This is a genomic window from Dechloromonas hankyongensis (assembly GCF_022012295.1).
GTDB classification, from domain to species: domain Bacteria; phylum Pseudomonadota; class Gammaproteobacteria; order Burkholderiales; family Rhodocyclaceae; genus Azonexus; species Azonexus hankyongensis.
In genome coordinates this window covers 662,715-689,164 of record NZ_JAKLTN010000001.1, presented here as the reverse complement: position 1 = coordinate 689,164, position 26,450 = coordinate 662,715, and the positions used below count along the sequence as shown (strand labels likewise).

Below are 26,450 nucleotides of genomic sequence, written 5' to 3'. Positions count from 1 at the left end.
GCCGTCTCCGGCTACAGCACGTAGCGCGACAGATCCTCGTCGGCGGCGACTTCGCCCAGCTTTTCATTGACGTAGGCCGCATCGACGGCGACCTTGTCGAGCCCGACCTTGCCGGCTTCGAAGGAAACTTCCTCGAGCAACTTTTCCATCACCGTATGCAGGCGGCGGGCGCCGATGTTCTCGGTCTTCTCGTTCACCTGAAAGGCGATTTCGGCCATGCGGCGGATACCGTCGTCGGCGAATTCGATGGCCACCCCTTCGGTTTCCAGCAAGGCCTGGTACTGCTTGGTCAGGCAGGCGTCGGTCTGGGTCAGGATGCGCTCGAAATCGGCTACCGACAGCGAATCCAGTTCGACGCGGATGGGGAAGCGGCCCTGCAGTTCGGGAATCAGGTCCGACGGCTTGGACAGGTGGAAGGCGCCGGAGGCGATGAACAGGATGTGGTCGGTGCGGATCATGCCGTACTTGGTCGACACCGTCGTGCCTTCGACCAGCGGCAGCAGGTCGCGCTGCACGCCCTGGCGCGACACATCGGCGCCTTGCGTATCGGAGCGGCCGGTCACCTTGTCGATTTCGTCGAGGAAGACGATGCCGTTCTGCTCGACGGCCTTGACCGCCTCCAGCTTGACGTCCTCGTCATTGACCAGTTTGGCGGCCTCCTCGTCGGTGAGCAGCTTGAGGGCTTCCTTGATTTTCAGCTTGCGCGACTTTTTCTTGCCGCCGCCCATGTTCTGGAACATGCCCTGGATCTGCTGGGTCAGTTCCTCCATGCCCGGCGGCGCGAAAATCTCGGCCTGCATGTTGGGCGCGGCGACCTCGATGTCGATTTCCTTGTCGTCCAGTTCGCCCTCACGCAGCTTTTTGCGGAATTTCTGGCGGGTCGTGTTATCCGTGGCCGACGCATCGGCATTCTCGGCGAAGAAACCGGGGCTGCGCGCCGGCGGCAGCAGCACGTCGAGGATGCGTTCCTCGGCGGCGTCCTCAGCGCGAGCGCGCATGCCCTTGATCGCCCGTTCGCGTCCCGACTTGATGGCCATCTCGACCAGGTCGCGGATGATGGTTTCGACATCGCGCCCGACGTAGCCGACCTCGGTGAATTTCGTCGCCTCGACCTTGATGAAGGGCGCATTGGCCAGGCGGGCCAGGCGGCGGGCGATTTCGGTCTTGCCGACACCGGTCGGGCCGATCATCAGGATGTTCTTGGGCGTGATCTCCTGGCGCAGCGGATCGGCGACCTGCGAACGCCGCCAGCGGTTGCGCAGGGCGATGGCGACGGCCTTCTTGGCGGCATTCTGGCCGACGATGTGCTTGTCGAGTTCGGAGACGATCTCCTTCGGCGTCATGGTCGTCATTCCAGCGTCTCCAGCGTGAAGTTGCGGTTGGTGTAGATGCACAGGTCGCCGGCGATCTCGAGCGACTTGATCACGATGTCGAGCGGCGGCAGGTCGGTATTCTCCAGCAAGGCGCGTGCCGCACTCTGCGCATAGGCACCGCCCGAACCGATGGCGACGATGCCCTGCTCCGGCTCCAGCACGTCGCCGTTGCCGGTGATGACCAGCGAGGACTCGCGGTCGGCGACCGACAGCATGGCTTCCAGGCGGCGTAACGCGCGGTCAGAACGCCAGTCCTTGGCCAGTTCGACGGCCGAGCGGACCAGGTTGCCCTGGTGCTTTTCCAGCTTGGCCTCGAAGCGCTCGAACAGCGTGAAGGCGTCGGCCGTGCCGCCGGCGAAACCGGCCAGGATGCGGCCCTGGTACAGGCGACGGACCTTCTTGGCCGTCGCCTTGATGACGATGTTGCCCAAGGTGACCTGGCCGTCGCCGCCCATGGCGACGACGTTGCCCCGGCGCACCGACAGGATGGTCGTGCCGTGATATTGCTCCATGATTCTTCCTGACTTAAGACTTGGGAACGATGATGCGCGCCTGCTTGTTGAGGCCGACGACGGCCATCAGCTCGGCAACGAGATGGTTCGGACTGCGGATGACGACATCCCGGCCGGCCGCCTTGATCGGTGTCAGACGATTGACCAGCTGACCGGCCGAAATGAAGTCCAGACGGGTCACCCGCGAAAAATCGAGGACGGGCTGCGCCTGGCTTTCGATGATCTGCGGCAGATCCTCGAAACGGCAGGCTTTCAGTTCGCCGACCAGGTAATGCGCATCGTCGCGCGCCCCGTTGGCGACGGCCGCCGCCTTGCTGCCCGACGCTTGCATCACTTCCCAGGAGGGCGGGGAAAGCTCGAAGGTGATGGCGTAATCGACCGCCCGTTCCTCGAAACGCTCCTGGGTCGCGTGGCGTTGCAGCAACTCCAGCAACAGGCGCCAGGCCGGCTCGTGTGCGGCCTCGCCGGCGACCAGACGATCATTCAGCCGGTCCATGAAAGCTTCGGCGCCGACCAGGGTCAGCGCCAGACGCTGCTTGCGGGCGCGGACGAGCAGATCGGCCAGTTGGGCCGCCACGTCGTCGTCGCAACCGATCAGTTTGGCGCAATCGACACTGATCTCGGCCTTCTGGCCGACCAGGCGGGCCAATTCGACAACCGGCAGGTCGCTTTCGCTGGTCAGCACGCCCTGCAGGAATATCTTGCTGCCGCCCGGCCCGCCAGCCACTGCGGGGACAGCCGGGACCTCCTGGCACCAGGTCGGGGGCGATGTTTCGCAGGCTTCGGCATACTCGACGCCCAGCTTCTCGAACCCTGCCCGATCGCCGCTGATCTGCAACAGGTCGAACAGGAGCATCCAGAAGCGCTTGCCTTCGACGCCGTGATAGGAGCGGACAAAGGTTTCGAGCAGTGAGCGGGCGGCACCGTCCTGCCCGTTGGCATAGAGCACGACGACCTGCTCGACGCAGGACTGCAAGGGGTCGACGTCCTGCTCGACGTCGATGCCCATCACGCTGGAATTGGTGAAGTGGGTATCGAAATCGTCGATGCTGAAATCGTCGTCGGCAACCGGCGCCACCGGCTTGGCCGCGGGCGTGGGTTCGGCCGGACGCTTCGGCTGCGTGGCAACCGGCGCCGGCTGCACCGGTTTGCCCGGCGTGAATTCGAGATCGGGCAAGGCCTCTGGCAGCGGCTTCGCCGATTCTTCGGGCTCGGCCTCGACCGGCTTGGCTTCCGGCGGCGGAGCTACCGGACGTGGCCGCGCAGCAGGCCGCTCGGGCATCTTGTTAGGCTGCTTCTTGAAAAACGAAAAAACCATGACCACTCCGCATGCAGGAATTGAGTTTTAGCATGTCGCCCGCGTTCACGCAACGACCAGCCCAAGCGCCACCAGCATCATGGCCAGGATGGGCCCGAAGGGCTGGTCGAGCCAAAGCGCCACGGCAAATGCCGCGAGATAGGCGGCAAGGCCAATAAGTAAGGAAGACAGCAAGCCGCCCCGCCAGTTCTTCGCCCGGCGGAAAGCCAGCCAGGGCGGGATGAAGACCAGCGCGAAAGCCCCCATCACACCAAGGCTCATCGTCGCCAGGGCCAGGGCCAGCGCGGCCAGCAGGTCGAAACCGATCTGCGTCGGCCAGGCGCGCAAGCCGCGGATGCGGAAGAAATCCGGATAGGTATGGGCGAGCAGGAGATGGCGCGACAACAGGCGCAGCAGGCCGAGCGCCAGAGGTACGCTGAGCGCCACCAGCCACAACTCTTCGCGGCCGGCGAAATAGAGCTGCCCGTCGAACAGGGCGTGCCCGAGACGCTCGGCCTGTGGCTGGTTGGCCGCCAGCAACACCGCCACCGACCAGCCGCCGAGGAGCAGCAAGGCGTAGGCCGCGCCGCCGGTCAGTCGGGCCGCGAACAGGCGTTTGCCGGCACCTGCCAGGGCTGCCGCCGCAATGCCGCCTGCCGCCGGCGGCAGGCCGCCGACCAGGGCGACCAGCGCCCCGGCGGCAGCCACGTGCGAATAGGCCAGCGCGGCCAGCCATTCGTCGCGCAGGCGCAGGTAGCAGCCGAGCAAGGGCAGCAGGATGGCCAGTCCGAGGCCGGTCAGGAAGGGAATCAGGAACAGTTCAGTCGACATCGTGCGCCTCCATCGCCACCACCCGGTCGCAAGCGGCAGCGACAAAAGCCGAATCGTGGCTGACCACAACGATGCCGCAACCTTCCCGTGCCCGTTCGTGCAGATGCGCCGTCAGGTGGCGCACCCCGGCGGCATCGAGGTTGTTGGTCGGCTCGTCGAGCAGGACCAGGTCGGCCGGCGCGTGCAGCACCGCCCACAGCGCCAGATAGTGGCGCTGGCCACCGGACAGGCGGTCCAGTCGCCAATCGACGCGGTCGGCCAGCCAGGGCGGCAGGCCGGCCGGGCTGGCGCCTGTCATGGCCAGCAGATCGCGGCCGGACAGCGGCAGGCCGTCCACCGGCGGCACGTCCTGGGTCTGCAGCGCGAGCCGGAGGCCCGGCTGCAGTTCGAGAGAGCCGGAAAACACCGCGGCCCGCCCGGCGAAAGCGGCCAGCAAGGTGCTTTTGCCGACGCCGTTCGGGCCGGTCAGGCCGACGATTTCGCCGGCGGCCAGCGCAAAATCGATAGCCGGCGTTGCCGGCTGCATCCAGCCGGCGACCAAGGCCGCTGCGCGCAGCATCTCAGCGCCCCGCCTTGAGCAGGCGCTGGACCGTGTCGTCGAACAGCCCGAACAAATCCTTCGCTTCCGGCGTGCCGCCCACCGTGTAGGGCAGCAGGACGGCCGGGATGCCGGCCTTGCCGGCGATCCACAGGCTAGGCCCATCCTGCTGGTAGGCGGCGCGCAGCACCATCCGGGCCGGCGTGGTCTGCTGGCGCGCCAGCAGGCCGGTCAGTTGGCCGCTGGTCGGCTCGATAGCCGGTTTCGGCTCGAGTGCGCCGACCTCCTTCAGGCCCAGCCAGTTGGACAGGTAGACGAAGGACTGGTGGTGGACAAGGACCGCCATGCCTTTCAGCGGCGCCGCCTCCTTTTCCCAACGCGCCATGGCAGCCTGCCACTTGCCGGCGAAAGCCGTGTAGCCGGCCTGGTAGGCCGCGGCGTTGGCGGCATCAAGTTCGGCCATCCGCGCTGCCAGCTTTTCACCGACCTTCAGCACATTACGCGGATCAAGGTGGGTATGCGGGTTGCCGGCGGCATGCACGTCGCCATGGGCACGATCGACCACGGCCGGCACGTCCAGCCGATTGACCAAGGCCGCCGCCTCGAAATAGCCGGGCCGCCCGGGCTGGATGGCCGGATTGCCCGAGTCGCGCAGGACCAGCGGCAGCCAACCGATTTCCAGGTCAGCGCCAGCGGCCACGACGAGATTGGCCTGCCGCGCCTGCGCCAGCAAGGACGGCTTGGCCTCGATGCGGTGCGGGTCCTGGAAGGCGGTGGTCGCGGTGTAGAGCTTGACCTTGTCGCCGCCGATCTCCTTGGCCAGCGCCCCCCATTCGGGCACCGTGGCGAAGACCTTCAGATCGGCTTGGGCGGCCACTCCATTCAGCACGAGAAAAATACCGATCACGAAACGTTTCATGTCGCCCCCTAGAACTTGTGGGCGCCGTGGGCGCCCAAGCTCATCACGTATTGCAACGTGAGCTGGTTATCGGTGATGCCGAGCATCGACTTGTCCTGCGCCAACTGCAGACGGACGCGCGAGAACTCGCTCCAGCTGTAGTCGACCATCGCGCTCGCCTTCTTCGGCCGATAGTCGGCCAGCGCCAGGTTGGCAGCATTGATGCCGAAATCGCGCTGCCCGCTGTCGAGCTGCTCGTAACGCAGGCCAGCTCGCCAGTTTGGGATGAATTGATAGACGCCCTGGGCGTACCAGCCGGACTGGCGGGTGCGATAGCCGCTGTTCACACCGCCGGAGCATGCCCCCGGGCTGGAAGCATCGGCGTCGTCGCACAGCAGGTGGCCTTGCTCGCGGCGATTGAAATACTCGGCCTGGAACTTGAAATTCCGGTATTGCGGATTGCCGTTCGGCGCCCATTTCCAGACGAAGTCCGCCAGCCACGTCGCCGAGTCGCCGGTGAATTTGCCCAGCGCCTCGACGCCGCCGATATCGTCGAAATGCCCTTCGCGCTCCTTGGCCTTGGTTTTCAGGTAAGACACACCGGCCCGCCAGTTGTTGGACATGCCGACATCGCCGCCGACATGGGCGAAAGCAGACGCCGCCCCACTGCCGTTCCGGTTGCGGTCCGTGCCGGGGAAGGCGGCGCCACGTCCAGCTTCGGCACCGAATTCGATGAAGGTATCGGTCGGCGCCAGCCATTTGAACTGCACGCCATCCTGCACGTAGCTGCCTTCGTCGCCGAACATCGCCCGATACATCAGCGGGGCGTCGGCGAAGTCCCACATGTGCGGATGCTGCTCGTTCAGGTAGCCGATACCGGAGCGAAAACGCCCGCCCTTCAGGCCGATGCCGCCGCCCAGGCCGAGCGACTGGAACCACGCCTCCTCGACCTCGGCCGAGCCGTCGACCATGGCGACGATGGCCTGGCCGCGCCAGTACGGGTCGACGTTAGCCGCCAGGACCAGTTCGGTATGGTCCACCGAGAAGCCGCGCTTGCTGATGCCGGGAATGGACCCGTCGCCATGATCGTGGCCGCCGGCCGGATAAAAGCCGGTGATGCCGCGCTCCGCCACATCCTTCATGTTCTTGTACTGCCCCTGCAGGATCAGCGACACCTCGGGGTTGAAGCTGCTGGCGCTCGCGGCAGCCGGCTGGATAGCCTCGACCACCACCGGGGCGGACGGGCTGCTCCCGCGCGACTCGGCCTGGGCCAGTTTCTGCTCCAGCGCAGCGATGCGCTGTTCGTAGGATTTCTTCATCTCGTCGATCTGGACGCGAATGGCGGCCAGATCGGCGTTCTCAGCAGCCTGGGCCGCGCCGGCGACAGCCAGCAGGGCGACCATGGCAATATTTTTCTGCATGGAATACTCCTGAAAATACATGACGGCAGACTGCGCACAGAGCAGCAGTCCTTGGAAATGGAAACAGGACCGGGAAACCGGCCTTTTTTCAGGAGTTGGGTGGGCCGCGCTGGCTGGCGACGGGGGCCGGAAAGCTTTCCCGGGCATACGAGGAAAGCACTTCCGGCAGCAGTTGGCTGGCAACCACCGGCGGCAGGGCCGCCACGGAAGGCAGCGCCATGCCCAGATCGTGCGCGGTCAGGCAGAGCAGGCAGGCGTGCGTCGGCAGCGCCTCGTCGTTGCCCGCCGCATGCTCGACGGCATGCGCCCCCGCCAGCAACTGGGCGAAGACGAGAGCGGCAACGAGAAGGAAATGGCGCAGCGGATTCACGGATGCAGTTTAATCGACCTGAACGAGCAAGCCTTTGAGGTATTCGCCTTCCGGGAAGTTCAACGCCACCGGGTGATCGGCCGTACCCGACAGCCGGCGGACGATACGGGCATCGCGCCCGGCATCCAGCGCAGCGCCGGCAACGATCTTCTGGAACAGTTCCAGCCCGATACCGCCCGAGCACGAGTAGGTCATCAGCAGGCCGCCCGGCTTGAGCAGGCGGAAGCCGAGCAGGTTAATGTCCTTGTAGGCACGCGCCGCGCGGTCGGCGTGGGCGGCCGACGGAGCGAACTTGGGCGGGTCGAGGACGATCAGGTCGAAAGTCCGCCCGGCCTTGCGGAAATCGCGCAGGGCCTGAAAGACGTCGGCCTCCAGCCATTCAGCACGCTCCGCCGGCAACTGCGGATTGAGCGCCAGGTTGGCGCGGGCCTGGGCCAATGCCGGCCCCGACGAGTCGATGGACAGCACGTGCGCAGCGCCGCCGGCCAGCGCCTGCAGCGAAAAGCCGCCGGTGTAGCAGAAGCAGTTCAGGATGTCCTTGCCGGCCGCCACGCTGCGCAGCCAGGCGCGGTTGTCGCGCTGGTCGAGATAGAAACCGGTCTTGTGGCCGCCGACGACATCGACTGCCAGCTGGACGCCGTTTTCATCGATGCTCAGACCGCCAGCCGGCGCCTCGCCATGCAGCCAGCCGGTCGTCGGCTCCAACCCTTCCAGGCCGCGCACATCGGAATCGGAGCGCTCATAGATGCGGGCGCAGCCGGTCGCCTTGACCAGCCCGGCAACAATGGCCTTGCGCCACTTGTCGGCACCGGCCGAAGTCAGCTGCACGACGACCGTGTCGCCGTACTGGTCGGCGACGATGCCCGGCAGGCCATCGGACTCGGCATGGATCAGGCGCAGGCCCTGCTGGCCCTTCAGCTCGGGCAAGGCCTGACGGCGTGCCACAGCAGCCGCGATACGACGCTTGAAGAAGGCATCATCGACCGACTCTTCCGGATCGAAAGTCCAGAAACGCGCCCGGATCTGCGAGCTGGGGCTGTAGGCAGCGCGCCCCAACGGCCGCAGATTGTCAGCCAGCACCTCGACGGTGTCACCCGCGCGGGCGCGGCCTTCAAGCCGCCCGACCGATCCGGCAAACAACCAGGGATGATGCTGTTTGAACGCCGAACGTTCCTTACCCGGCAGAAGAATCAATTGCGCCATGTTTTCCCGACCTCAAAAGCAAGAAGCCCCGGTTACCTTGCAGCAACCGGGGCCCGATAAAACCTTTTAACGCTTAGGCGCCCAGGGCCTTGCGGTTACGCTGATGACATTCGGCAGCGTACATGGTCTTGAACATGGTCTTGCCATCGCCCTTGAACAGGCGCTTGGTGGACTTGGAAACACAGCGGCGTTCCAGGGAAGAACGGCGGTTACGGTTGATGGCCATGAAAACTCCTTGAATCCGGCGATTTTTCGAAACCGTCAATCATAGAGGTTGGTAGCAAAATCGTCAACGGAGCCTTGATTTTTGGCACTTTTCCGGGATTACTTCGCCTTGGCCCGCGGATGCGCCGCGTCGTAAACCTTGGCCAGATGCTGGAAGTCGAGGTGCGTATAGACCTGGGTCGACGCGATGCTGGCGTGGCCGAGCATTTCCTGCACCGCGCGCAGGTCGCCGGAGGATTGCAGGACATGCGAGGCGAAGGAATGGCGCAGCATGTGCGGATGGACATGGGTAGGCAAGCCGAGCTGGATGGCGCGCCGCGCCAGGCGGGACTCGACCATGCGCGGACTGATGCGAGCACCGCGCGCGCCGACGAACAGCGCCTTTTCATCCGGCCGGGCCAGCTCGGGACGCAGGGCAGCCCAGGCGGCAAGCGCCTCGCGCGCCTTGCTGCCGACCGGCACCAGGCGCAGCTTGCTGCGCTTGCCGAGGACGCGGATTTCGCCGTCGTTCATTACGCTATCCAGCACATCACAATCGAGGGCGACCAGTTCGGCCAGGCGCAGACCGGAAGAGTAAAACAGCTCGAACATGGCCAGATCGCGGGTCGACTGGACCGGATCGTCATCCTCTACCGGCTCAAGCAGGCGGGCCGTTTCGTCAACCGATAAGGCCTTGGGCAGCAGGCGAGGCGATTTGGGCGGCCGGATGCCGTCGCAGGGATTGGCTTTGAGCATGCCGCGCTCGCCCAGCCAGCGAAAAAAGCCGCGCCAGGCGGACAGCAAACGGGCTAGCGAACGGCCGGCGAGACCTTGGCCGTGTAACTGGGCAACGAAGCGACGGACATGATAGACCTGCAGATCGGCCAGCGGCATTTCGCCGGCGGCCGTCAGCAGTTTTTTCAGATCGCGGCAGTAATTGGCAACCGTATGCGGCGACATGCGCCGCTGATCCGTCAATTCAGCCAGATAGTCGGCCAACCGCGGATCAACCGCCGCCGCGGAGGTCACAACACGCTCTTGGTCACCCGGGCCAGCGCGGCGGAAACCATCTCGCCCAGGCGTTCGAGATAGAGGGTGCCCATGTCGGCGTAGAAACGCTGCGCGTCCTCGCTGCCCAGCGCAATCATGCCGATGGTGCCGCCACCGTTGCGCAGCGCGATCAGCGCCTGCGAACGGATGTGCGAGGCATGCTCGCCGAACCACGACGCCGTGCCAAAGCCGGCGGTCGAACCGCAGTACGGGCGGGCCAGGGTTTCGGCGAAGACTTGCAGTTCCTCGCTGACCGCCGCGAATTCCGGCAGATCCTCGATGCCTTCCGGCTTGTCCCACAGGCGCAGGGCGACATGCGGCACGGAAAAATCGTCGCGCAGGTGGAAATTGAGCAGATGAATGACAGCCTGGAAGGTTTCGGCCGCCACCAAGGCTACGGCAAGGCGATGCACTTTCTCGCTGATTGCATCGTTTTCCTCGCCGAAGGCGATTAGTTCCGCTAGCTTGCTTTCGGTCGTCCGGTTCTTTTCGCGCAGGGTCAGCATCTGGCGCTCAGCCAGCGACACGGCACGGCCACCATGCGGATGCGGCACGAAAATCTGCGCCATCAGGTCGGCGTATTGCTCGAAAAAGCTCGGGTTGTTCTTCAGGTAGTCCGCGATTTCCTCGGGGAACATGGCGCTCATAATTCAATTTCTCCAGAAAATACGGTAACTGCCGGGCCGGTCATCAGGACCGGTCGGCCTGGGCCGCCCCAGGCGATGCTCAGGTCGCCGCCGCGTGTCGTCACGCGTACCGGCGAGTCGAGCAGGCCACGGCGGATGCCGGCCACTGCGGCGGCGCAGGCGCCAGTGCCGCAGGCCATGGTCTCGCCCGAACCGCGCTCATAGACACGCAGCTTGATGGAATGGCGGTCGATGATCTGCATGAAGCCGGCGTTGACCCGCTGCGGGAAACGCTCGTGTCTCTCGATCAAGGGCCCATGCTCGCCCACCGGATGCGTATCGACGCTATCGACAACCTGCACGGCATGCGGGTTACCCATAGACACGACGCTGGTCTCCAAGGTTTCGTCGGCGACGTCGAGCAAGTGGATGATCACGTCTTCGTCGGCCATGAAGGGAATTTCGGCCGGTAGGAAACGCGGCTCGCCCATGTCTACGGTGACATTGCCGTCGGCTTCGAGGCGCGGTTCTATGGTCCCGCGCAGGGTTTCGACGCGGATCTGCCGCTTGTCGGTTAGGCCTTGGTCATGGACGAAGCGCACGAAACAGCGCGCGCCGTTGCCGCACTGCTCGACCTCGCCGCCATCGGCGTTGAAGATGCGGTAGCGGAAATCGATGCCGGGCTGCCCGGCTTTTTCGACCAGCAGGATCTGGTCGCAGCCGACCCCGAAGTGACGGTCGGCCAGATAGACCAGTTGTTCCGGGCTCAGGGAAACCTGCTGGCGGACACCGTCCAGAACAACGAAATCGTTGCCCAGACCATGCATCTTGGAGAATTTGAGTTTCACGTGCCGCTCCGCTAAATGATCCGGAAAATCATAGCAGACACAGCACGTTGCCCAAAGTTCTTAAAGTTTCTTCTCCATCACGTAATCGTCCATCACGTAGCCGTGGCCGATGTCGTCGACGGTCGATTCGCGGACGGCGAAGCCGTACTTCTTGTACGAATTGATGGCATTCACGTTGCGCTTGTTCACCTGCAGGATCACGCAGGGATAGCCTTCGCGCTTCGCCCGTTCGGCGACGTTGGCGATCAACTGGCCGCCGACGCCATGCCGTTGCACGTCGGGGTGGATGTAGAGCTTGTCGAGCTTGAATTCGCCCTTGTAGATTTCGCTGAAGGCGAAGCCGATGCGCCGGCCGTCGACGAAGGCCTGGTCCAGCCATTTGTGCAGATCTTCCAGGTCGTCGTACAGGCGCTCGTGGCCGTAGCGCTGCTCGAGCATGAAGTCGATCTGCTCCTGGGTGATGATGCCGGGGTAGGTCGCCTGCCAGATCTCGCGGGCCAGCGCGGCGATCGCCGGCACCTCGGGCGGCGTTACGGAACGGATTTCTACATTCAGCTTGTTGTTCATTTGTAAAACCTCTGTTCTCCGGGTGGCCGGGTCTTGAAGCGCTTGTGCAACCAGAAGTACTGCTCCGGCATGCGCAGCACCTGGCTTTCGATAAACTGGTTCATGAGTGCGGTATCGGCCTCGACGCTGGCGCCGGGGAAATTTTCCCAAGGCGGCATGACTTCGATGTCGTAGCCATCGGGAGACTGACGGCAAATCACCGGCACGACGCGGGCGCCGGTCAAGCGCACCAGGCGCGACAGCGCCGGAATGGTCGCCGCCTGAACGCCGAAGAAGGGCACGAATATCGACTCCTTCGGCCCGAAATCCATGTCCGGCAGGTAATAGAAGGGGTGGCCATCCTTCATGGCCCTGACGATCTTGCGCATCCCGTCCTGCCGCGACAGCAGTACCGCCTCGTTGAAACGCATCCGCCCATCATAAAGCAGCTTGTTCAGTACCGGATTTTTCTGCATGGAAAACACGCTGCAGCCGACGACGTGCATCGACACAACGGTTCCCCCGGCATCGAGGCCAACGAAGTGCGGCGTCAACATGATGACTGGGCGCCCCGCCGGATCGGTCAGATGCTCGACGCCATGAATCCGGATGATGCGCTGCAGCCGCTCCTTCGAAGCCCACCAGCCTAGCGTCCGGTCGAGCACGGCCTGGGCGAAGGCGACGAAATGCCGGCGAGCGATGTCTTCGCGCTCGGCTTCGGTTTTATCCGGGAAACACAGACGCAGGTTGGTCAGCGCCACCTTGCGCCGCTCGCGCCCGACGGCGTAGAGCAAGCGCCCCAAGCCCCCGCCCAGCGCCCGGAGGAGCGGCAAGGGCAGCCAGTGCAACAGCCACAGGAAACCAACGAGGATATAGGTCAGAAATATTTTCAAGAATCACTCCGCCGGCGGCGCTTCGGCGCCGCCCGGTCGTTTGTAGCGGTTGTAGCCCCACAGGTACTGGGCCGGGCACTGGCGGATCAAGGCTTCGATCTCGTGGTTGATCTGCTGCGCCCGCTCGACGGTTGTCCCCGACAAGCGAGTGGTCGGTTGCGAGAAATGGATGCGGAAGCCGCGCCCGCCAGGCAGGCGCTCGCCCCAGGTAAGCAGCGAAACGGCATCGGTTTCGGTCAGGCGGGCGGCCAACGTCATGGTGTAGGCGTAGCGGCCGAAGAATTTCAGCCAGACGCCTTCGCCGGTCTTCGGTGCCTGGTCGGGCAGCATGCCCACCATTTGCCCTTTCTTCAGCGCCTTGATCAGCGCGCGCACCCCCGACAGGTCGGCCGGCGCCAGGTGCAGGTGCTCGCGCTTGCGGCCCATCAGGATCAGTTCCTGGGCCGATGCCGACTTCGGGGCCCGATAGAGGACGGTAATGTCACCAAATGAGGACAGGTACTGGGCGGTAATCTCGAAGCAACCGAGGTGCGGCGTCAGGAAAACGATGCCCTTGCCGGCCGAACGTGCCGCCTCGACCAGTTCCCCGCCGACCACTTCGGCGACTAGCGGCACCGCCTCGTCGAGTGGACGCATCCAGATGCGCGACAGCTCGACCATCTGCTTGCCGGTTTCGGCGGCGACAGCACCGCGAATCGAGGGATCAATGCCGGCCTGCGCCAGGTTTTCCTGCAAATGCTGACGATAGGTCGGCGACAGCCAGTAGATCAGCCGTCCCAGCATCCCGCCAAGGGCATGCAACACACACAGGGGGAGCAGGGAAAGAAGGCGAAAAAGAAAAACCATGAGGCCCCGGGGGTTGAATCCCCGTGAGAAAAGGTTACTATTATCCGATCGCCGAGTTAAAGAGACAACTTGCGGGGCGATTCACAAATTCTGCTAAAGCGTCGCCTGCTCGTGGTCCAAAGCCGGTAACGCCGGATCAAAAGGACCACTGGAGCATACATGAGCGACTACCTCTTCACCTCGGAATCTGTCGGCGAAGGCCATCCCGACAAGGTTGCCGATCAGATTTCCGACGCCATCCTCGACGCCATCCTGTCCCAGGACAAGCATTCCCGCGTCGCCGCCGAAACCCTGTGCAACACCGGCCTGGTCGTCCTGGCCGGTGAAATCACCACCAGCGCCAACGTCGACTACATCCAGGTCGCCCGCGACACCATCAAGCGCATCGGCTACGACAACACCGAATACGGCATCGACTACAAGGGTTGTGCCGTGCTCGTCGCCTACGACAAGCAGAGCCCGGATATCGCCCAGGGCGTCAACGCCGCCTACGACGACAACCTCGGCCAGGGCGCCGGCGACCAGGGCCTGATGTTCGGCTACGCCTGCGACGAAACCCCGTCGCTGATGCCGTTGCCGATCTACCTGTCGCACCGCATGGTCGAACGCCAGGCCATGCTGCGCAAGGACGGCCGCCTGCCGTGGGCCCGCCCGGACGCCAAGTCGCAGGTCACCATCCGCTACGTCGACGGCAAGCCGCACTCGATCGACACCGTCGTGCTGTCCACCCAGCATTCGCCGGACATCAGCCTGGAAGACCTGCGCGAAGCGACCATCGAACAGATCATCAAGCCGGTGCTGCCGAAGGAACTGATCAAGGGCGACATCAAGTATCTGGTCAACCCGACCGGCCGCTTCGTCGTCGGCGGCCCGCAGGGCGACTGCGGCCTTACCGGCCGCAAGATTATCGTCGACACCTACGGCGGGGCCGCCCCACACGGCGGCGGAGCCTTCTCCGGCAAGGACCCGTCCAAGGTCGACCGTTCCGCCGCCTACGCCACCCGCTACGTTGCCAAGAACATCGTCGCCGCCGGCCTCGCCTCACGCTGCCTGGTGCAGGTTTCCTACGCCATCGGCGTCGCCGAGCCGACCTCGATCATGGTCGAGACCTATGGCACCGGCAAGGTCAGCAACGAAACCCTGACCGCCCTGGTCCGCAAGCACTTCGACCTGCGTCCGAAGGGCATCGTCAATATGTTGGATCTGCTGCGCCCGATCTATCAGAAGACCGCCGCCTACGGCCACTTCGGCCGCGACGAGCCGGAATTCACCTGGGAAGCAACCGACCGCGCCATGCTGCTTAAGTCCGACGCCGGCCTGTAGCAGGCGAACAGCGCCGCTGTGCGCTAACCACGGTTCAATAACCATGGTATTGCGCCATAATGAAAAGGAGCCTTCGCGGCTCCTTTTTTATTAAAATTGATAAATATGCTTAAAAAAATATCCGTCGAACACCTCAGGCTTGGCATGCATCTGCAGGCCTTCTGTGGCCCCTGGCTGGACCACCCGTTCTGGCGGACAAAATTCGTCCTGACCGATTCTCAGGATCTCACTCTGATTTTGGAAAGCCCGATCAAGGAGGTGTGGATCGACACTATGCGGGGACTGGATGTCGATCTGCCATCTGAGCCCGGCTCACCCCCTGTCGTCGAGGTCGACAGCATTCCACCGGAACCGCCTGTCGTGCAGGAAAAGGCTTCTTTCGACGACGAAATAAAACGGGCGTCGAAAATCGTCGCCAAAGGCAAGGAAGCGGTCGTCTCGATGTTCAAGGAGGCGCGTATGGGCAAGGCCATCGAAGCCGAGGCCGCCTTACCGCTGGTCGAAGAAATTTCGAATTCAATCATGCGTAATCCCGGCGCCCTGATCAGCCTGGCCCGCCTGAAGACGGCCGACGATTACACCTTCATGCACTCGGTCGCGGTTTGCGCCCTGATGATCGCCCTGGCCCGCCAGCTTGACCTTGACGAGCAACAGGTGCGCGACGCCGGCATGGCCGGGCTGTTGCACGACCTGGGCAAGGCTACGATCCCGCTGGAAGTGCTCAACAAGCCAGGCAAGCTGACCGACGAGGAATTTGCTCTGATCAAGACCCACCCGGCAGAAGGCCACAATCTGTTGCTCGAGGGGCGTGGTATTTCCGAGATGGCGCTGGACGTCTGTCTGCATCATCACGAAAAGGTCGATGGCAGCGGCTACCCGAAAGGAATCACAGGCGACACCATGAGCCTGTACGCCAAGATGGGCGCGGTTTGCGACGTTTACGATGCCATTACATCAAACCGTCCGTACAAGGCGGGCTGGTGTCCGGCCGAATCGATCAAGCGGATGGCCGAATGGAAGGGGCACTTCGATCCTGCCATTTTCCAGGCTTTCGTCAAAAGCCTGGGCATCTATCCCGTCGGGTCCTTGGTCCGTCTGGAGTCCGGCAAACTGGGAGTCGTCACCGAACAAGGCGAGCAATCTCTGCTCAAGCCCAAGATCAAGGTTTTTTTCTCGACCAAATCGCAAGCCTATATCCGTCCTGAAGCTATTGATTTGGCACGCAGCCGGGAAAAAATCGTCGGCCGGGAAGATGCAGCCAAGTGGGGCATCAAGGATATCGACAGCTACTGGGCCGGCGACAAGGTTTGAAAACGCGTTTATAATCCGTAGCCTACCGAGGGGCGCTGCAGGAGCACGGTGATCGATACCGCTCCCAGGCTCGGTTTAAAACGGCGCTCACTGATCAACCCTGCCGGGCGCAGGGGGCCGCCGGTGAGCAACAACGCCGTTATTCCCCTCCCCGTCACAGTTACTTAGGAGCTTACTGTGGCCGAATTCAAAGACTACGTCATCGCCGACATCAACCTTGCCGACTGGGGTCGCAAGGAAATCAACATTGCCGAAGGCGAAATGCCGGGCCTGATGGCCATTCGCGAGGAATTCGCGAAGACCCAGCCGCTCAAGGGCGCACGCATCACCGGTTCGCTGCACATGACCATCCAGACCGCCGTGCTGATCGAGACGCTGACCGCCCTCGGCGCCGAAGTCCGCTGGGCCTCGTGCAACATCTTCTCGACCCAGGACCACGCCGCCGCCGCCATCGCCGCGCAGAACATCCCGGTCTTCGCCGTCAAGGGCGAAACCCTGGTCGATTACTGGGATTACACCCACCGCATCTTCGAATGGGCCGACGGCGGCTATTCGAACATGATCCTCGACGACGGCGGCGACGCCACCCTGCTGCTGCACCTCGGCGCCCGTGCCGAGAAGGACATCTCGGTGCTCGCCAAGCCGGGTTCCGAGGAAGAAACCATCCTCTTCGCCGCCATCAAGGCCAAGCTGGCCGCCGATCCGACCTGGTATTCCGTCCGCCTGGCCCAGATCAAGGGCGTCACCGAGGAAACCACCACCGGCGTGCATCGCCTGTACCAGATGCACCAGCGCGGCGAACTGAAGTTCCCGGGCATCAACGTCAATGACTCGGTCACCAAGTCCAAGTTCGACAACCTGTACGGTTGCCGCGAATCGCTGGTCGACGGCATCAAGCGCGCCACCGACGTGATGATCGCCGGCAAGATCGCCGTCATCGCCGGCTATGGCGACGTCGGCAAGGGTTCGGCCCAGGCCATGCGCGCCCTGTCGGCCCAGGTATGGGTTACCGAAATCGACCCGATCTGCGCCCTGCAAGCCGCCATGGAAGGCTATCGCGTCGTGACCATGGAATACGCCGCCGACAAGGCCGACATCTTTGTCACCACCACCGGCAACTTCCACGTCATCACCCATGACCACATGGTCAAGATGAAGAACAACGCCATCGTCTGCAACATCGGCCACTTCGACAACGAAATCGACGTTGCGTCGATCGAGAAGTACCAGTGGGAAGAAATCAAGCCACAGGTCGATCACGTCATCTTCCCGGACGGCAAGCGCATCATCCTGCTCGCCAAGGGCCGCCTGGTGAACCTCGGTTGCGGTACCGGCCATCCGTCGTACGTGATGTCCTCGTCCTTCGCCAACCAGACCATCGCCCAGATCGAACTGTGGAGCGAAGCGGTCAAGGGTTCCAACAAGTACCCGGTCGGCGTTTACACCCTGCCCAAGCACCTCGATGAAAAGGTCGCCCGCCTGCAGCTGAAGACGCTGAATGCCCAACTGTCCGAGCTGACCGACGAGCAGGCTGCCTACATCAGCGTGCCGAAGGAAGGCCCGTACAAGGCCGACCACTACCGCTACTAAGCAACCGCCATGCTGAACCTGCTCGCTGTCTGGATCGTCAATGCGCTGGCCCTGCTGGCGCTGCCCTATGTCGTGCCGACCATCCAGATAGCCGGGTTCGGCACGGCCCTACTGGTCGCCGTCGTCCTCGGCCTGATCAACACGCTGCTCAAGCCGCTGTTGATCCTGCTCACGCTGCCGGTGACCTTGCTAACGCTGGGGCTGTTCATCTTCGTCATCAACGCCCTGCTCTTCATGCTGGCCGGCAATCTCGTTGAAGGCTTTCACGTCGGCGACTTCTGGTCGGCGCTGTTCGGCTCGATCGGCTACAGCCTGATCTCCTGGCTGCTCAGCGCCATCCTGCTGCGCAAGAACTGATTCTCCGCAATGAGCATGAACTCCTTCCACGCCCGGCAGAAAAAACCGCCGGCACCGCGCCAACCCAGTCAGGAACGACCGGCCGGGATGTCGCGGGCGGATGCCCTGCTCGTCGCCCAGCAACTCGCTCCATCGCGCACGGCAGCTCAGTCGTTGATCAAGGACGGGCGCGTCAGCTGGGAAGGCGGGCGGATCACCAAACCGGCCATGGAGCTGCCGGACGGCACGCCCTTGGTCGTTGCTGCTGATCCCGATGGCCATTTCGTGTCGCGAGGCGGCCAGAAACTGGCCGGTGCGCTGGCACAGACCGGGATTGCCGTCGGCGGCAAGCTCTGCCTCGACGTCGGCCAATCGACCGGCGGTTTCACCGATTGCCTGCTGCAAAACGGCGCCCGCCATGTCGTCGGTGTCGATGTCGGCCACGATCAGTTGAACGCCCGCCTGCGGGCCGATCCGGCCGTCACCGCCATCGAAGGCATCAATTGCCGCGCCCTGAACGCCGCGGATATCGGCCAAGCCTTCCCGGAAAGCGGCTTTGACCTGATCGTCGGCGACGTTTCCTTCATTTCGATGACCCTGATCCTGCCCCAACTGCCGGCCATGCTCGCCGCACACGGCGACATGCTGCTGCTGGTCAAGCCGCAGTTCGAAGTCGGTCCCGCCAATATCGGCAAGGGTGGCATCGTCCGCGACACCACGCTGTACGTCGATGTCGAGCGCAAGCTGCGCGACTGCGCCCGCGTCCTCGGCTTGACCGTCCGCGCCTGGCTGGACAGCCCGATTACCGGCGGTGATGGCAACCGCGAATTCTTCATCTGGTTGAACAAATGAAAACAGAAATCTCCATCGAGTTTTTCCCGCCGCAGACGCCGGAAGGTGTCGACAAGCTGCGCACCGTCCGCACCAAGCTGGCCGAACTGAATCCGAGCTTCTTTTCGGTTACCTTCGGCGCCGGCGGCTCGACTCGCGAGCGGACCTTCTCGGTCGTCAAGGAAATCGCCGCCGAAGGCTATGCTGCCGCCCCGCACCTCTCCTGCATCGGCTCGACGCGGGCCAGCATCCGCGACATCCTGGCCGATTACAAGGCGGCCGGCATCCGCCGCATCGTCGCCCTGCGCGGCGACCTGCCTTCGGGCATGGCCGAGACCGGGGAATTTCGCTACGCCAACGAGCTGGTCGAATTCATCCGCACCGAAACCGGTGACCATTTCAGCCTCGAAGTCGCCGCCTACCCGGAATGGCACCCGCAGGCGCGCAGCCCGAAGGATGACCTCGATGCCTTCGCACGCAAGGTCAAGGCCGGCGCCAATTCGGCCATCACCCAGTACTTCTTCAATGCCGACTCCTACTTCAGCTTCGTCGACGAAGCCCAGGCGCTCGGCGTCGATGTGCCCATTGTCCCCGGCATCATGCCCATCGTCGGTTTCACCAAGCTGGCCCGTTTCTCCGATGCCTGTGGCGCCGAAATCCCGCGCTGGATGCGTAAGAAATTCGAGAGCTATGGCGACGATGCCGACTCAATCCGCGCCTTCGGTCTCGATATCGTTACCGAGTTGTGCGAACGCCTGCTCAAGGGCGGCGCCCCCGGCCTGCACTTCTATTCGATGAATCAGTCGGCCCTGACTACGGAGATTTGCCGCCGCCTTGGCTGATTCCCGGCCAACGGACGAAACAAAGCCCGCGACAGAAATCGCGGGCTTTTTCTTGTCAGCCGGAATCAGGCAGACTGCGTGACGATCACACTTTGCGCCGGCATCGGCGCCGGGAACCCGGCTTCGCCCAGCGCCTCGCGCATCAGCTTGTTGGTATCGAAATAAACCTGCCAGTAGTGATCGTTGTGGCAGTAGGGGCGCACCGCGAGGACCGGCCCGACCAGCGTGAAATCGAGAATTTCGACATCGACAGCCGGCTCTTTCAGCACATTGGGAATGCCGGCAATTTTCTCGCGCAACAAGGCAATCGCCGCCTGATGATCGGCCGCCCCGGCCAGCTGGCATTTCAGATCCACCCGGCGGAACGGGTTGTGGGTGAAGTTCTGGATGTTGTCGCTGAAAATCTTGTTGTTGCCGACCACGGTCGATACGTTGTCTGGCGTATTGATCGCCGTCGCAAACAGGCCGATTTCGGTCACCGTCCCGGTGACGCCGGCCACGGTGACGAAATCGCCGACCTTGAAGGGGCGCAGCACGATCAGGAAGGCACCGGCCGCGAAATTGGCCAGCAGGCCGGCCCAGGCTGCCCCGATGGCGATACCGGCACCGGCGATCAGGGCGGCAAAGGTGGTCGTCTGGATGCCGAAATAGCCGAGAATGCCGATGACTAGCAAGACGTTCAAAGTCACGGTCACGATCGAACCGACATAGCGCAACACCGTCGGGTCGACTTTCTGCTTTTCCAGCGCGGCACGGACCATGCCGACGGCGACGCCGATCAGCCAGCGGCCGATCACCCAGAAGACGATGGCGGCGAGTATCTTGACGCCGACATCGGTAGCCGTTGCAACGATCAGATCCTGGTAACGGGAAATATCCTGTTCAGTCATTTCTGCTCTCCTTCAACGGTGAAAAATGCCGCGGATGGGCACCATAAATTCTAGTTCGGCGCCCTCAAAAAAATATGTCAGCCCACATATCTTCACAAAAGTCCGCTTTTCCGTTGACGCACCATGGGGTGCTCTATATAATTCGCGCTCCCTAGGCGGGTCGGTAGCTCAGTCGGTAGAGCAGCGGACTTTTAATCCGTTGGTCGCGAGTTCGAATCTCGCCCGACCCACCAGTCGAAAAGGGAAATTCTGGGGCGTTAGCTCAGTTGGTAGAGCAGCGGACTCTTAATCCGTAGGTCCACAGTTCGAATCTGTGACGCCCCACCAGAATTAAAGCTCTAAGCCTCGGCCTGGTGCCGAGGCTTTTTGCTTCAGCAGTACCCGATTCGTCTTGGCGAATCGACCACCGGACGCGGGGTGGAGCAGTTGGCAGCTCGTCGGGCTCATAACCCGAAGGTCGCAGGTTCAAGTCCTGCCCCCGCAACCACAGCATTCCAGCAAAAAGGCCAGTCGCTCGACTGGCCTTTTTCTTTGTGGCTGGCGACGCCGCTTACTTGCGGCCGAATTTCTCGGCCAACTGGTTCAGCTTTTCCTGCTTGCGCTGCTCGGCCTTGGCTTCGGCTTCGGCGGCCTTGCGCTGCTCGGCCTGCTTTTTGAAGCGTTCGCGCAACTGCTCGTTGGCATGCTGGCGATTCTCGTCGGTCACTTCACCGGCCGGCGTGCCGTCCAGATTCAGCCGCACGGTGCCCTTTTCCATTTCCTTCAGGTAACGCGTCGAAATGGTGTGGCTGCGCATGGCCAGACGCAGGGACTTCTTGCTGACTTCGGGCAACTGGGCGAAGACCTGCTTGTCGATGCCAATGGCCAGCGGGCTGAAATTGCGGAAGACGTCGAAGCGGTTTTGCAGGTCCTTGAGCAGGGCGCGGGCATCGACGGGCTTGTCGGTAGTGATTTCTGTAGTCATGATGAAACGGGAACGAGTCGAGGCGCGAAGGTTAGCACGAAGGCACGCATTTTCAGCCTCGAATCGGCATTCAGACGCCGTTTTTACGGAACCAAGCCAGCATTTTTTTCCAGCCGTCCTCGGCTTCTTCCTTGCGGTAGCTGGGCCGGTAATCGGCATGGAAAGCATGCGGGGCGTTGTCATAGACATGGATTTCCGAAGCCTGGGCCGCAGCGCTTCCCTGCTTCAGCGCCTTTTCCATGGCATCTATGGTTTCCAACGGAATCCCGGCATCAAGGCCGCCATAGAGTCCGAGTACCGGCGCCTTCAGTTGGCCGGCCAGCTCAATCGGCTGCCTGGGGGTGATCTCGCTGGCCGCGCCCACCAGGCGGCCATACCAGGCCACTCCGGCTTTGACGCCAGGATTGTGCGCCGCGTAGAGCCAGGCGATGCGGCCGCCCCAGCAGAATCCGGTAATGGCCAGACGGCTGGTGTCCGCCCCCTTGCCGGCGGCCCACGCCACACAGGCATCGAGATCGGCCAGCACCTGGGCGTCCGGCGTCTTGCTCGTGATCTTGGCCTGGATTTCCGGAATGCTGGCGATCTGGCGCGGATCGCCCTGGCGGGCGAACAATTCCGGTGCGATGGCGCAGTAACCCAGCTTGGCCAAGCGCCGGCAGACGTCACGGATGTATTCGTGAGCGCCGAAAATTTCGGAGACCACCAGGACCACCGACGGCTTGGTCGCCCCGGCCGGAACGGCCCGGTAGGTCACCATGTCGCCATCCTTGGCCGGCACCTTGACTTCGCCGGCGACGAGGCCGGCATCGTCGGTCTTGATCGCCGTCTGCGCCAGCGCCGACTGAGTAGCGACCGCAAAGCCGGCCCCCAGCGAGGTCACGATGAAACTTCTGCGGTCGAAGGATTGCGCCGGTACAAGACTATCGAACTCGGGTTCAATTTTCATGCTTGCTCTCCTAGGGAAGTATTACATCAGGACGATGTCGTATTGCTCGGGGGAATAGCTGGGTTCGGATTGCAGGGACACGGGCTTGCCGATGAAGTCGGAGAGCATGGCCAGCGCCTGCGATTCCTCGTCGAGGAACAGATCGACGACGTCCGGCCCGGCCAGGATACGGTATTCGCGAGCATTGAACTGCCGAGCCTCGCGCAGCAGTTCGCGCAGGATTTCGTAGGCCACGGTGCGCGCCGTCTTCACCTCGCCGCGGCCGCCGCAGGTCGGACAGGACATGCACAGGACGTGGGCCAGCGATTCGCGCGTCCGCTTGCGGGTCATCTCGACCAGGCCGAGCGCGGTGAAGCCGTTGACCGTCAGCCGGGTGTGGTCGCGCGCCAGCGCCTTGTTGAACTCGTCGAGCACGGCTTTCTTGTGCTCCTCGTTTTCCATGTCGATGAAATCGACAATGATGATGCCGCCCAGATTGCGCAAACGGAGCTGGCGGGCGATGGTCACCGCCGCCTCGAGATTGGTCTTGAAGATGGTGTCGTCGAAATTGCGCACGCCGACAAAGCCGCCGGTATTGACGTCGATGGTGGTCATCGCCTCGGTCTGGTCGATGATCAGGTAGCCGCCGGATTTCAGGTCGACGCGGCGAGCCAGCGCCTTCTGGATTTCCTCCTCGACGCCGTGCAGGTCAAACAGCGGGCGCTGGCCGGTGTAGTGCTCGAGCAGCGACAGCACGGCCGGCGTGTATTCCTCGGCGAAGATAGTCAGTTTCTGGAAATTCTCCCGCGAGTCGATGACGATGCGCGTGGTTTCCGGATTGACGAAATCGCGCAGCACGCGCTGCCCGAGCGACAGCTCCTGGTAGAGCAGGGTCGGCGGAGCGGAAATGCGCGCCTTGTCGCGGATGTCGGCCCACGTCTTCTTGAGATAGGCGATGTCGGTGGCGAATTCTTCCTCGCTGGCGTTTTCGGCCATGGTGCGCACGATGAAGCCGCCCTTTTCATCCGGCGGCATCAGCTTGGTCAGGCGTTCGCGCAGCGCCTCACGCTCGGCCTCGGACTCGATGCGCTGCGAGATGCCGATATGCTTTTCCTGCGGCAGGTAGACCAGCATGCGGCCGGCGATGGAAATCTGGGTCGACAGGCGCGCCCCCTTGGTGCCGATCGGATCCTTGACCACCTGCACGACGATGCTCTGCCCTTCGGCCAGGACGCGCTCGATCGGCCGCTCGGTCGCCGTTTCGCGCGGCTGCCAGATATCGGCGACATGCAGGAAGGCGGTGCGCTCCAGACCGATCTCGACGAATGCCGACTGCATGCCCGGCAGAATCCGGCAGACGCGGCCGAGATAGACGTTGCCGACCAGGCCGCGACTGGCCGTGCGTTCAATATGCAATTCCTGCACAACTCCTTGTTGCATAACGGCAACACGGGTTTCCTGCGGCGTGAAATTGATCAGGATTTCTTCGGTCATACGCTCTACAATTCGCGGTTTTTTCTGGATTCTACTATGCGCAAGGCGCCCGAACTTCTCGCTCCGGCCGGCTCGCTCGACATGATGCGCACGGCCTTCGATTTTGGCGCCGATGCGATCTATGCCGGCCAGCCGCGCTACAGCCTGCGCGTGCGCAACAACGAATTCGGCACCCTGGAAAAACTGGGCGACGGCATTGCCGAGGCACATGCCCGCGGCAAGCAGTTTTTCGTCGTCAGCAACATCTTCCCGCACAACGCCAAGCTGACCACCTACCTCGCCGACATGGCACCGGTCATCGCCCTTAAGCCGGACGCCCTGATCATGTCCGACCCCGGCCTGATCGACATGGTACGCGAGGCCTGGCCGGAGCAGGCGATCCATCTGTCGGTGCAGTCGAACACGGTCAACTGGGCAGCCGTCCGTTTCTGGAAGAAGTTGGGCCTGACCCGCATCATCCTGTCGCGCGAACTGTCGCTCGACGAAGTGGCCGAAATCCGCCAGCAATGCCCGGACATCGAGCTCGAAGTCTTCGTCCATGGCGCCCTGTGTATCGCCTATTCCGGCCGCTGCCTGCTCTCCGGCTACTTCAACCACCGCGACCCCAACCAGGGCACCTGCACCAACTCCTGCCGCTGGGACTACAAGGTGCATGCACCGGCCGAACAGGCGGTGCAGTTCCAGGATCGCGACGCGGAAATCCTGCTCGAGGAAAAGCAGCGCCCGGGCGAGCTGATGCCGATCGAGGAAGACGAGCACGGCACCTACATCATGAATTCGAAGGATCTGCGCGCCATCGAGCATGTGCATCGCCTGGCCGAGATGGGCATCGATTCGCTGAAAATCGAAGGCCGCACCAAGAGTCCCTACTACGTCGCCCGCACCTGCCAGGCCTATCGCCGGGCCATCGACGACGCGGTGGCCGGCCGCCCCTTCGACGCCAGCCTGCTCGGCGAACTGGAAAACCTGGCCAACCGCGGCTACACCGACGGCTTCTACCAGCGCCACCATGACGCCGACTACCAGAACTACCTGCGCGGCCATTCGGAATCGGACCGCAGCCAGTATGTCGGCGATGCCGTCGCCTTCGACGCAGCACGCGGCCTGATGGAAATCGCCGTCAAGAACCGCTTTGCGCTGGGCGACGAAGTGGAGTGTGTCAATCCCGCCGGCAACTACCGCTGGCGCCTGACCCGCATGGAAAACGCCGACGGCCAACCGGTTGCCGTCGCCCCCGGCAGCGGCCATCGCGTCTGGGTCGATTTGCCGGCCTTGTACACCAATTCCTTCGTCGCGCGTTTTGTGTAACAAAAACCATACAAATCAATGCGGCATCCACTTTGTGCACCGCAGCAAGCCAGTGTAAAATTAACGTCATGAGCCCGAACGCCAACCGCATGCCCTTGATCGACGCCCTGAAGGCGGTCGCGGCATTGCTCGTCCTGATGAACCATTTCTCGTCCTACGGCCCGCTGGCCGAGGCGGCGCGCGACTATTTCCCGGGCGTTTTCAACTGGTTCTTCGAATACGGACGCATGGCCGTGCAAGTCTTCCTGGTCATCGCCGGCTTCCTGGCGGCACGCGGCCTGTCGGCCGACGGCCAGGCGCTGGGCGCGTCGCCGCTGCCGCTGCTGTGGAAACGCTACCTGCGGCTGGCCGTGCCCTACCTTGCCGCCATCGGCCTGGCCATCATCGCCGCCGCCATTGCCGACCAATGGATGGAAGACGACGCCATCCCGGCACGCGCCACCTTCCTGCAGTGGCTGGCCCACGCCACGCTGCTCCATGGCCTGCTCGGATTCGACGCCCTGTCGGCCGGCGTCTGGTACATCGCCATCGATTTCCAGCTGTTCGCGCTGATGGCCCTGCTCCTCTGGTCCGGCCGCATCCGCATCGTCGCCCCGGCGCTGGTCCTGGCCGTCGCCACCGCCTCGCTGTTCTGGTTCAACCGCGATGCCAGCTGGGACAACTGGGCCATCTATTTCTTCGGTTCCTACGGCCTGGGCGCCGCCGCCTGGTGGGCTTCCGGCCGCAAGCAGATGTCGGCCTGGCTGGGGGTCATCCTGACCGTCGCCATCGCCGCGCTGGTCATCGATTTCCGCCTGCGCATCGCCCTGGCCCTGGGCGTCGCCCTGCTCCTCGGTTTCGGCCGCCGTTCCGGCCTGCTCGCGCAGTGGCCGAACTTCCGCCCGCTCGCCTTCCTCGGCCAGATTTCGTACTCGGTCTTCCTGGTGCACTTCCCGATCCTGCTGCTGGCCAACACCCTGTACGCGCAGACCGACTACGATTCCTCGCTGTCGACCCTGGTCTGCCTCGGCCTGTCCGTGGTCGCCAGCCTTGCCGCCGCGACGCTGTTCTACCGCTGGATCGAAAGCCCGGAAGCCAGCCGGCGCATTACCGCCACCTGTGGCTGGCTGTTCGCCAATACGCTGGCGGTGGCCCGCAAGGTGCCGCTCATCGGCACCCTGCTCCCGAACCGGACCTGATC

General features: G+C 63.3%; 28 protein-coding genes, 3 tRNA genes and 1 riboswitch. Of the genes, 11 read left to right on the top strand and 20 right to left on the bottom strand.

All coding sequences use genetic code 11. From position 1 onward, the window contains the following. Positions 1-11: 11 nt before the first annotated feature. The 16 genes from hslU to LZ012_RS03270 form a co-directional block, all read right to left on the bottom strand. Entirely contained in the window at positions 12-1,352 is a 1,341-nt protein-coding gene (gene hslU, locus LZ012_RS03345; RefSeq protein ID WP_275707533.1) for an ATP-dependent protease ATPase subunit HslU, read from the bottom strand. Continuing rightward, a complete protein-coding gene (gene hslV, locus LZ012_RS03340) occupies positions 1,349-1,885 on the bottom strand; it encodes an ATP-dependent protease subunit HslV (protein ID WP_275707531.1) in 537 nt (178 codons plus the stop codon). Before hslV ends, hslU begins: the two co-directional genes overlap by 4 nt. A gap of 13 nt (positions 1,886-1,898) precedes the next feature. After that, positions 1,899-3,203, bottom strand: coding sequence for an STAS domain-containing protein (locus LZ012_RS03335; RefSeq protein WP_275707529.1), 1,305 nt, complete (start codon positions 3,201-3,203; stop codon positions 1,899-1,901). A gap of 45 nt (positions 3,204-3,248) precedes the next feature. Then, the gene (locus tag LZ012_RS03330) at positions 3,249-4,013 is read right to left on the bottom strand and encodes a metal ABC transporter permease (protein ID WP_275707527.1); all 765 of its coding nucleotides are present in this window, start codon (positions 4,011-4,013) and stop codon (positions 3,249-3,251) included. Beyond that, complete coding sequence (locus LZ012_RS03325) at positions 4,003-4,572, bottom strand: ATP-binding cassette domain-containing protein (protein WP_275707525.1); 570 nt, start codon at positions 4,570-4,572, stop codon at positions 4,003-4,005. The genes LZ012_RS03330 and LZ012_RS03325 overlap by 11 nt, the downstream gene beginning before the upstream one ends. A gap of 1 nt (position 4,573) precedes the next feature. Continuing rightward, on the bottom strand, positions 4,574-5,470 hold the full coding sequence (locus LZ012_RS03320) for a metal ABC transporter substrate-binding protein (protein ID WP_275707523.1): 897 nt from the start codon (positions 5,468-5,470) through the stop codon (positions 4,574-4,576). An 8-nt stretch (positions 5,471-5,478) separates the two neighbouring features. Further along, positions 5,479-6,870 carry a TonB-dependent receptor gene (locus tag LZ012_RS03315; protein WP_275707521.1) on the bottom strand — a complete coding sequence of 464 codons (1,392 nt, stop codon included), beginning with the start codon at positions 6,868-6,870 and terminating at the stop codon, positions 5,479-5,481. A gap of 88 nt (positions 6,871-6,958) precedes the next feature. Further along, positions 6,959-7,240, bottom strand: coding sequence for a hypothetical protein (locus LZ012_RS03310; RefSeq protein WP_275707519.1), 282 nt, complete (start codon positions 7,238-7,240; stop codon positions 6,959-6,961). Between the two features lie 9 nt (positions 7,241-7,249). Then, positions 7,250-8,443, bottom strand: a complete 1,194-nt coding sequence (locus tag LZ012_RS03305) for a class I SAM-dependent rRNA methyltransferase (RefSeq protein WP_275707517.1) — start codon at positions 8,441-8,443, stop codon at positions 7,250-7,252. Between the two features lie 73 nt (positions 8,444-8,516). Next, positions 8,517-8,669, bottom strand: a complete 153-nt coding sequence (locus LZ012_RS03300) for a hypothetical protein (RefSeq protein WP_157274975.1) — start codon at positions 8,667-8,669, stop codon at positions 8,517-8,519. A 98-nt stretch (positions 8,670-8,767) separates the two neighbouring features. After that, complete coding sequence (gene xerC / locus LZ012_RS03295) at positions 8,768-9,676, bottom strand: tyrosine recombinase XerC (RefSeq protein ID WP_275707516.1); 909 nt, start codon at positions 9,674-9,676, stop codon at positions 8,768-8,770. Next, positions 9,673-10,344 carry a DUF484 family protein gene (locus tag LZ012_RS03290; protein ID WP_275707514.1) on the bottom strand — a complete coding sequence of 224 codons (672 nt, stop codon included), beginning with the start codon at positions 10,342-10,344 and terminating at the stop codon, positions 9,673-9,675. The genes xerC and LZ012_RS03290 overlap by 4 nt, the downstream gene beginning before the upstream one ends. Beyond that, positions 10,341-11,171: a diaminopimelate epimerase gene (gene dapF / locus LZ012_RS03285; RefSeq protein WP_275707512.1), complete on the bottom strand. Its 831-nt coding sequence runs from the start codon at positions 11,169-11,171 to the stop codon at positions 10,341-10,343. Before dapF ends, LZ012_RS03290 begins: the two co-directional genes overlap by 4 nt. A 60-nt stretch (positions 11,172-11,231) precedes the next feature. After that, entirely contained in the window at positions 11,232-11,738 is a 507-nt protein-coding gene (locus tag LZ012_RS03280; RefSeq protein WP_275707510.1) for a GNAT family N-acetyltransferase, read from the bottom strand. Continuing rightward, positions 11,735-12,610 carry a lysophospholipid acyltransferase family protein gene (locus LZ012_RS03275; protein ID WP_275707508.1) on the bottom strand — a complete coding sequence of 292 codons (876 nt, stop codon included), beginning with the start codon at positions 12,608-12,610 and terminating at the stop codon, positions 11,735-11,737. Before LZ012_RS03275 ends, LZ012_RS03280 begins: the two co-directional genes overlap by 4 nt. A gap of 3 nt (positions 12,611-12,613) precedes the next feature. Next, entirely contained in the window at positions 12,614-13,456 is an 843-nt protein-coding gene (locus LZ012_RS03270; RefSeq protein ID WP_275707506.1) for a lysophospholipid acyltransferase family protein, read from the bottom strand. A gap of 159 nt (positions 13,457-13,615) precedes the next feature. Between LZ012_RS03270 and metK the strand changes: the two genes are divergently transcribed. The 6 genes from metK (at position 13,616) to metF (ending at position 19,689) form a co-directional block, all read left to right on the top strand. Further along, positions 13,616-14,779: a methionine adenosyltransferase gene (metK, locus tag LZ012_RS03265; protein ID WP_275707504.1), complete on the top strand. Its 1,164-nt coding sequence runs from the start codon at positions 13,616-13,618 to the stop codon at positions 14,777-14,779. A gap of 144 nt (positions 14,780-14,923) precedes the next feature. Further along, positions 14,924-16,090, top strand: coding sequence for an HD-GYP domain-containing protein (locus LZ012_RS03260; RefSeq protein ID WP_420839467.1), 1,167 nt, complete (start codon positions 14,924-14,926; stop codon positions 16,088-16,090). A 21-nt stretch (positions 16,091-16,111) separates the two neighbouring features. After that, positions 16,112-16,186, top strand: a riboswitch (S-adenosyl-L-homocysteine riboswitch). 81 nt (positions 16,187-16,267) lie between these two features. Beyond that, entirely contained in the window at positions 16,268-17,680 is a 1,413-nt protein-coding gene (ahcY, locus tag LZ012_RS03255) for an adenosylhomocysteinase (protein WP_275707500.1), read from the top strand. 9 nt (positions 17,681-17,689) lie between these two features. Then, complete coding sequence (locus tag LZ012_RS03250) at positions 17,690-18,037, top strand: phage holin family protein (protein ID WP_275707498.1); 348 nt, start codon at positions 17,690-17,692, stop codon at positions 18,035-18,037. A 9-nt stretch (positions 18,038-18,046) separates the two neighbouring features. Continuing rightward, entirely contained in the window at positions 18,047-18,868 is an 822-nt protein-coding gene (locus LZ012_RS03245) for a TlyA family RNA methyltransferase (RefSeq protein ID WP_275707496.1), read from the top strand. Then, positions 18,865-19,689, top strand: coding sequence for a methylenetetrahydrofolate reductase [NAD(P)H] (gene metF, locus LZ012_RS03240; RefSeq protein WP_275707494.1), 825 nt, complete (start codon positions 18,865-18,867; stop codon positions 19,687-19,689). Before LZ012_RS03245 ends, metF begins: the two co-directional genes overlap by 4 nt. A gap of 65 nt (positions 19,690-19,754) precedes the next feature. Here the strand turns inward: metF and LZ012_RS03235 are convergent, their stop codons facing one another. Beyond that, positions 19,755-20,579, bottom strand: a complete 825-nt coding sequence (locus LZ012_RS03235; RefSeq protein WP_275707492.1) for a mechanosensitive ion channel family protein — start codon at positions 20,577-20,579, stop codon at positions 19,755-19,757. A gap of 157 nt (positions 20,580-20,736) precedes the next feature. Between LZ012_RS03235 and LZ012_RS03230 the strand changes: the two genes are divergently transcribed. From LZ012_RS03230 to LZ012_RS03220, 3 genes are all read left to right on the top strand, one after another. Beyond that, positions 20,737-20,812 (top strand) — tRNA-Lys (locus LZ012_RS03230). Between the two features lie 18 nt (positions 20,813-20,830). Then, positions 20,831-20,906 (top strand) — tRNA-Lys (locus tag LZ012_RS03225). 84 nt (positions 20,907-20,990) lie between these two features. Continuing rightward, positions 20,991-21,066 (top strand) — tRNA-Met (locus tag LZ012_RS03220). Between the two features lie 63 nt (positions 21,067-21,129). On the opposite strand, the gene LZ012_RS03215 is transcribed toward LZ012_RS03220, so the two are convergent. The 3 genes from LZ012_RS03215 to rng all read right to left on the bottom strand — a co-directional run bounded on the left by LZ012_RS03215 (position 21,130) and on the right by rng (position 23,962). After that, positions 21,130-21,543, bottom strand: a complete 414-nt coding sequence (locus LZ012_RS03215) for a ProQ/FINO family protein (protein ID WP_275707490.1) — start codon at positions 21,541-21,543, stop codon at positions 21,130-21,132. A gap of 70 nt (positions 21,544-21,613) precedes the next feature. After that, on the bottom strand, positions 21,614-22,489 hold the full coding sequence (locus LZ012_RS03210; RefSeq protein WP_275707488.1) for a dienelactone hydrolase family protein: 876 nt from the start codon (positions 22,487-22,489) through the stop codon (positions 21,614-21,616). Positions 22,490-22,510: 21 nt separating this feature from the next. Further along, positions 22,511-23,962, bottom strand: a complete 1,452-nt coding sequence (gene rng / locus LZ012_RS03205; RefSeq protein ID WP_275707486.1) for a ribonuclease G — start codon at positions 23,960-23,962, stop codon at positions 22,511-22,513. A gap of 36 nt (positions 23,963-23,998) precedes the next feature. Between rng and trhP the strand changes: the two genes are divergently transcribed. After that, positions 23,999-25,270, top strand: coding sequence for a prephenate-dependent tRNA uridine(34) hydroxylase TrhP (gene trhP, locus LZ012_RS03200; RefSeq protein ID WP_275707484.1), 1,272 nt, complete (start codon positions 23,999-24,001; stop codon positions 25,268-25,270). Positions 25,271-25,338: 68 nt separating this feature from the next. Continuing rightward, positions 25,339-26,448 carry an acyltransferase family protein gene (locus tag LZ012_RS03195; RefSeq protein ID WP_275707482.1) on the top strand — a complete coding sequence of 370 codons (1,110 nt, stop codon included), beginning with the start codon at positions 25,339-25,341 and terminating at the stop codon, positions 26,446-26,448. Positions 26,449-26,450 lie beyond the last annotated feature (2 nt).

Coding starts and splice junctions, on each gene's coding strand:
- trhP (WP_275707484.1), top strand. CDS start 23,999: ATGCGCAAGGCGCCCGAACTTCTCGCTCCGGCCGGCTCGCTCGACATG.
- LZ012_RS03335 (WP_275707529.1), bottom strand. CDS start 3,203: ATGGTTTTTTCGTTTTTCAAGAAGCAGCCTAACAAGATGCCCGAGCGG.
- LZ012_RS03210 (WP_275707488.1), bottom strand. CDS start 22,489: ATGAAAATTGAACCCGAGTTCGATAGTCTTGTACCGGCGCAATCCTTC.
- LZ012_RS03245 (WP_275707496.1), top strand. CDS start 18,047: ATGAGCATGAACTCCTTCCACGCCCGGCAGAAAAAACCGCCGGCACCG.
- LZ012_RS03290 (WP_275707514.1), bottom strand. CDS start 10,344: ATGAGCGCCATGTTCCCCGAGGAAATCGCGGACTACCTGAAGAACAAC.
- LZ012_RS03235 (WP_275707492.1), bottom strand. CDS start 20,579: ATGACTGAACAGGATATTTCCCGTTACCAGGATCTGATCGTTGCAACG.
- metK (WP_275707504.1), top strand. CDS start 13,616: ATGAGCGACTACCTCTTCACCTCGGAATCTGTCGGCGAAGGCCATCCC.
- LZ012_RS03270 (WP_275707506.1), bottom strand. CDS start 13,456: ATGGTTTTTCTTTTTCGCCTTCTTTCCCTGCTCCCCCTGTGTGTGTTG.
- LZ012_RS03250 (WP_275707498.1), top strand. CDS start 17,690: ATGCTGAACCTGCTCGCTGTCTGGATCGTCAATGCGCTGGCCCTGCTG.
- hslV (WP_275707531.1), bottom strand. CDS start 1,885: ATGGAGCAATATCACGGCACGACCATCCTGTCGGTGCGCCGGGGCAAC.
- LZ012_RS03195 (WP_275707482.1), top strand. CDS start 25,339: ATGAGCCCGAACGCCAACCGCATGCCCTTGATCGACGCCCTGAAGGCG.
- LZ012_RS03325 (WP_275707525.1), bottom strand. CDS start 4,572: ATGCTGCGCGCAGCGGCCTTGGTCGCCGGCTGGATGCAGCCGGCAACG.
- LZ012_RS03260 (WP_420839467.1), top strand. CDS start 14,924: ATGCATCTGCAGGCCTTCTGTGGCCCCTGGCTGGACCACCCGTTCTGG.
- LZ012_RS03315 (WP_275707521.1), bottom strand. CDS start 6,870: ATGCAGAAAAATATTGCCATGGTCGCCCTGCTGGCTGTCGCCGGCGCG.
- LZ012_RS03330 (WP_275707527.1), bottom strand. CDS start 4,013: ATGTCGACTGAACTGTTCCTGATTCCCTTCCTGACCGGCCTCGGACTG.
- rng (WP_275707486.1), bottom strand. CDS start 23,962: ATGACCGAAGAAATCCTGATCAATTTCACGCCGCAGGAAACCCGTGTT.
- metF (WP_275707494.1), top strand. CDS start 18,865: ATGAAAACAGAAATCTCCATCGAGTTTTTCCCGCCGCAGACGCCGGAA.
- LZ012_RS03215 (WP_275707490.1), bottom strand. CDS start 21,543: ATGACTACAGAAATCACTACCGACAAGCCCGTCGATGCCCGCGCCCTG.
- hslU (WP_275707533.1), bottom strand. CDS start 1,352: ATGACGACCATGACGCCGAAGGAGATCGTCTCCGAACTCGACAAGCAC.
- LZ012_RS03300 (WP_157274975.1), bottom strand. CDS start 8,669: ATGGCCATCAACCGTAACCGCCGTTCTTCCCTGGAACGCCGCTGTGTT.
- LZ012_RS03280 (WP_275707510.1), bottom strand. CDS start 11,738: ATGAACAACAAGCTGAATGTAGAAATCCGTTCCGTAACGCCGCCCGAG.
- LZ012_RS03305 (WP_275707517.1), bottom strand. CDS start 8,443: ATGGCGCAATTGATTCTTCTGCCGGGTAAGGAACGTTCGGCGTTCAAA.
- LZ012_RS03320 (WP_275707523.1), bottom strand. CDS start 5,470: ATGAAACGTTTCGTGATCGGTATTTTTCTCGTGCTGAATGGAGTGGCC.